This window comes from Kocuria atrinae C3-8 (assembly GCF_000286355.1).
Classification (GTDB): domain Bacteria; phylum Actinomycetota; class Actinomycetes; order Actinomycetales; family Micrococcaceae; genus Kocuria; species Kocuria atrinae_A.
In genome coordinates, this window is the sequence record NZ_AJXN01000088.1 from 1 (window position 1) to 5,248 (window position 5,248).

A 5,248-nucleotide genomic window follows, 5' to 3' on the forward strand; every position below is an offset into this window, starting at 1 on the left:
GCGCGCGGCGAGGCGACCACCGCTGCGCGACCTCGGGCTCGGTCCGAACCGCGCAGCGCACGGTTCACACCGCCGGGAAGAACCCCGATGAATGCAGGGGCCACGAAGCGCGCGAGGGCTTCAATCGCGGCACCCCAGAGGAGGAAGACCAGGCACGTCCACGCCACGGGACGCACGGCCAGAACGCCGTCCAGACCGAAAAACCCGCCCAGCTGGCCCGAGGCGCGCAGCAACCACATGACCAGTAGACCAAGCAGCAGGTAGGCCCCGGGGAGCACGGCCCAGGACTGAACCGTGCGGGCGACCCGCTGGTCCACCGGGCGCACGTGTGCCCAGCTCAGTGCGGCACACACCGCCGAAATCACGGCCAGCAGAACCAGGAGGACGATGGCCCACACGGGTTGGTCGCCGTCCGTCCACAAGTAGGCGACGTTCGAGGATCCAGATGCCTCCGCGAGCCAGCCGCCGGCGCCCGTCACGGTGACGGCGGACAGGTGCGAGAGCACGAACAGCACTCCTGCGGCCATGGGCACCCACAACACCGCCGAGAATCCCGCGGCGGCACCGCCTTCGATGAACGCGTAGATCACCATTCCGAGGCCGGCGAGAACACAGAACACCAGCAGGTGAATGGCAATGGGTCGCAGCACCTGGAGCAGCCCCGGAGCATGCCGCTCCGTGGTGGTCACCACGCGACCGGGCGCGGGTTGAGCGACTCGAACGTTGAGAGCCGAGGCGGTGGCCAGCAACCCCACCAGGAAAGCCACCGCGACCAAGGCAAAGCTGACACCGGTGAGCCGCATCTCAAGGGTCGAGAGGAACAGCGGGACGTCCGTGCGCACCACGGTGATGGCCGTGAAGATGAACGCCGTGAGCGCCCAGGCGAGGCCTGCAATGGCAGCCATGAGCCACTGGGCCACGCGGTTGTCGAGACTGAGGCGACCACTGAGCTTCCGCGCCACCAACCACGCCGTGAGAACGCCGCACAGCAACGGGAGATACAGCGGGAAGATCAGGCCCATCGAGACGCCTTCCGCGCCTCCGCTCACGACCAGACGGAGCGGTGCCAGGAACGCGAGCGCGGCCATCTGGAAGGGAAGACAGATGGCCACCCATACCTGGTTGGCGTCCGTGCTGCTCTCGATCCCAGTGGTCACGTCCGAGGCGATGTCGTTGGAGGACGAGTCCCCGGACAGGGCGAATCCCAGCAACGTGATCAGAAGAGCGATCACCGTGGCGAGGACCGTGGCCAGATAGCCGCTGATTCCCGCGATCACCGGTACGAGCCAGTGCTTACCGGTCATCCCCCGCAGTGGAGCGGGCAGCTGGGACGCGGCCTTCTCGGGGCCCGTCCCAGGCCCATCATCTCCCGGGCCACCGACCGCGGGCATGGCCTTGGTCGTCTCCGAGTCCTGTGCCCGAGGCACCGGTTGAGTCTCGTCGCCCGGTCCGTACGCTGATGAGGGCATAGCCCCTCCCCTTGCTGGCTCTGTCACATTCGCTGAATGTTTCCTGAATACCAGACATTGCCAGAGACCTCCGACACCCATAAGCGTGTGGGCCCTTTAGGGCACATTGTGACGCGTGTATCCGTTCTGACCAGGGCAAATGCATAACCGTCCCGCGCGAGGGTTACAGGTCTTGCGGGCCGAGCGGCAGTCCGAGCAGATACCAGCCGACGAACAGCAGGAACCAACCGATCAACATGGCGATCGACAGCGGCAGCACCAGCGAGATCAGGGTGCCCACGCCGGCGTCCTTCTGGTAGCGCCGCAGGTAACCCAGGACCAGTGCGAAGTAGGGGCTCACGGGGCTGAGCACGTTGGTGGGTGAATCACCGATCCGGAACAGCGCCTGAGTGTCTCCGGGGAGACATCCAGCAGCATGAGCATGGGCACCATCACGGGCGCGAGCAGCGTCCACTGCGCGGAGCCGGAGGTGATCAGCAGGTTCATGACCGCCACGATGGCCACCACGCCCGCGAACATGATCACGGGGTGCAGCCCCAGACCACCGATGAAGTCCGCGCCGTACACCGCCAGAACCGGACCAATACCGGACCACTCGAAGTACGCGGTGAACTGCGCGGCGGCGAAGAACAGCACCAGAACGGGTGCCACGGACACGATGCCCTTGGCCATGGCCTCGGGAATCTGGCGCGCACGGGTCATGGTGCCTGCGGCTCGACCGTAGACCCAGCCCATGACCGCGAACATGATCGCGATGACAATGCCCACGTTGAGCAGCAGCGGGGACATCAGGATGGTTCCGTCCTCCGCGCGCAGCGGAGAGCCGGGGGTCAGGAGCAGGGCCAGGTAGATCGCCAGCATGATGGCGAAGGCGATGCCTGAGTTGCGCAGTCCGCGCTTCTCGCCGGGCTTGAGCTTCATATCGGAGAAGGACCCCATGTCCTGCTCCTTGGTGTCCGTATCCTCCTCGACCGCCTGCCCCCGCTTGGCGATCACGGTTTCGGTGACCACCGTGATGATTCCGGCCAGGACCAGGGAGGAGACGATATTGAAGAAGTAGTTGGAGATGGGAGTGACGATCACGTTGGGTCGATCAGGCCCGCGGCCGCCGTCGTAATGCCCGCGAGCAACGCGTCCGACGCCGTCGGCAAGAGCGACGCGTTGAAGCCCGCCGCGACCGAGCAGAAAGCGACGATCAGGCCGACCACCGGCGAGCGCCCGGCTGCCTTGAAGGCGAGCGCGCCGAGCGGGATGAGCACCACGTACATGGCGTCCGCCGCGATCGAGCCGGTGATGCCGGTCAGCGCGAGCACGAAGGTCAGCCACTTGGGGCCCACACGCGAGACGGATCCGCGCAGTGCCGCCGAAAGCATTCCGGACTCCTCCGCCACCGCGACGCCCAAGAGGATCACGACCACCAGGCCCAGCGGCGGGAACTCCACAAAGTTCGTCACCGCCTCGGTCACGATCTGCCGCAGCCCCTCCGGCGAGAGCAGGTTCGTGACCTGGATGGTCTCATCGGTGGCCGGGTTGACCGCGCTCAGTCCCATGGCGCCGAAGATCCCGCTCAAGGCCAGAACCACACCCGCGAGGATGAAGAACAACCAGAACGGATCCGGCAGTTTATTGCCCACCCATTCGATCCAGTTGAGCACTCTGAGCAGTGCGCCGTCGCCGTTTTTCTGCTTCTTTCCAGAAGTTGCAGGCTGTGATGAGGAAGACATGGCTCGACCCATTTCTTGAGGCGGTCACGATCGGATGACGGTTAAATTACCCGGCGGTCGGCCGCCCACCAGTGATGACGAGCCGTGGCGCACTTGTGCGCGCGAGCATTACGGCCGGTGCGTCCCGCTCCAGCACTGGTCGGCACGGATTAATGAGTGCGGGGCAACGGGTGTAATCTCCTAAAGGCTTTCGTGCTGGACCGCACGATTTTCTGAGCAAAGCCTGAGCAGAATCACCTACTGAAGGTACTCCCGTGAGCGAATTTCCCGCTGCCCTCAAGCGCGGTCTGACCGTGCGCCACGTGCGCTTCATGGCCCTGGGTTCGGCCATCGGAACCGGCCTGTTCTACGGTTCCGCCTCCGCGATCCAGGCCGCCGGCCCCGCCGTGCTGTTCGCGTACATGATCGGTGGCGCGGTGGTGTTCCTGGTCATGCGCGCCTGGGTGAGATGGCCGTGCTGCACCCGGTGACCGGTTCGTTCGGTCAGTACGCCGGCCGTTACCTGGGCCCGCTCGCCGGCTTCATCACGGGGTGGACGTTCGTGTTCGAGATGGCCATCGTGGCTCTCGCGGACGTCACGGCCTTCGGCATATACATGCAGTTCTGGTTCCCGGACACCCCGCAATGGATCTGGGTGCTGGCCATCGTTCTGCTCATCACCGGCCTCAATCTGCTCAACGTCAAGGTGTTCGGCGAGCTCGAGTTCTGGCTGACCATCGTGAAGGTCACGGCCATCATTCTGATGATCGTGGGCGGTTTCGCGATCCTCATCTTCGGCTTCTCGGTCCCCTCCAGCACGCCGCCCGGACTCCACAACCTGGTCGATCACGGCGGCCTGTTCCCCAACGGCTTCATCGGTCTGCTGCTGTCCTTCTCCGTGGTGATGTTCGCGTTCGGTGGCATCGAGACCATCGGCATCACCGCCGGCGAGGCCAAGATCCCCTCCAAGACCATCCCCGCCGCGATCAACACGGTTCCCGTGCGCATCCTGCTCTTCTACGTGCTCACCTTGTTCGTGCTGATGTGCCTGTTCCCCTGGAACGAGGTCACCGGCGAGGTCAGCCCCTTTGTCCAGATCTTCGATTCCCTGGGCATCCCCTACGCCGCACACATCCTCAACGCGGTGATCATCACGGCGGCGATCTCCGCCATCAACTCGGACATCTTCGGTTCCGGTCGCATGGTCTACGGCCTGGCCCAGCAGGGTCACGCTCCCCGCGCCTTCACCCACGTGGGCCGCACCGGCGTTCCGACCCTCACGGTTGCGCTGATGGCGGGCGTCCTGGTGATCGGCGTGATCCTCAACGCCGTGATCCCGGAGAACGTCTTCTTGATCATCGCGTCCCTGGCCACGTTCGCCACGGTGTGGGTCTGGATCATGATCCTGCTCTCCCACCTGGGCATGTCCCGCGAACGCGCCCGCGCCGGCGCCCCGCGCAGCTCATACCCGCTGCCCGGTGGTCGCGTCAGCACCTACCTCGCCCTGGCGTTCATGGCCTTCGTGATCGTGCTGCTCGCCTTCACCCCGGACACCCGCATCGCCCTGATCGTGGGCCTCGCGTGGCTAGTCATCATGACCGGCGTGTTCTTCACGTTCGTCAAGGGCAAGGGTCGCCAGCGCACGGTTCTTCCCGACGACGACGCCGCTGTCACCGGTACCGAACGTATCTCCTAGGACTATTCAATGTCTAGTAACAAGAATCCAAGCACCGGTAGAAAAATCATCGGAACGATCAACTGCATCATCTTGCTCTTTATTGCTGGAAAATTATTTGGAGCTCTTGGCGTAATTTTCCTAATCGTAGCCCTTCTTATCCTCGGTCTAATAATCGAACGTAGAGCAGGGCAAAATGAAAGCGGTCAACAAAAAGTCTCTAGATCACTGTTCGCAGATAATTCAGCACACGACAATGAGACCACAATCACTAATATTCTTAATAATCTGAAAACTCACGTAACAGTGAAGTATGGTCCCGAGGCATTAGATCTACTGGAAAGCAATCGAATAGATTTGAGAGGTCCCATTGAGAGGTATTACCGGCCCTTCACAGATGA

The 5,248-nt window shown here is 63.4% G+C and carries 1 protein-coding gene and 3 pseudogenes; 2 read left to right on the forward strand and 2 right to left on the reverse strand.

Annotated elements, in window-relative coordinates; genetic code table 11:
* Both YO9_RS0109780 and YO9_RS21565 read right to left on the reverse strand, forming a co-directional pair.
* Positions 1-1,469: pseudogene (locus tag YO9_RS0109780) on the reverse strand (hypothetical protein); the annotation flags it as partial.
* 163 nt (positions 1,470-1,632) lie between these two features.
* A pseudogene (locus YO9_RS21565) lies at positions 1,633-3,205 on the reverse strand (AbgT family transporter).
* Between the two features lie 299 nt (positions 3,206-3,504).
* Between YO9_RS21565 and YO9_RS0109790 the strand changes: the two are divergent.
* Together YO9_RS0109790 and YO9_RS17900 are read left to right on the forward strand one after the other, a co-directional pair.
* A pseudogene (locus YO9_RS0109790) lies at positions 3,505-4,868 on the forward strand (amino acid permease).
* A 9-nt stretch (positions 4,869-4,877) separates the two neighbouring features.
* Positions 4,878-5,248: hypothetical protein (locus tag YO9_RS17900; RefSeq protein WP_223286378.1), on the forward strand; the 371-nt coding region annotated here is incomplete at its 3' end.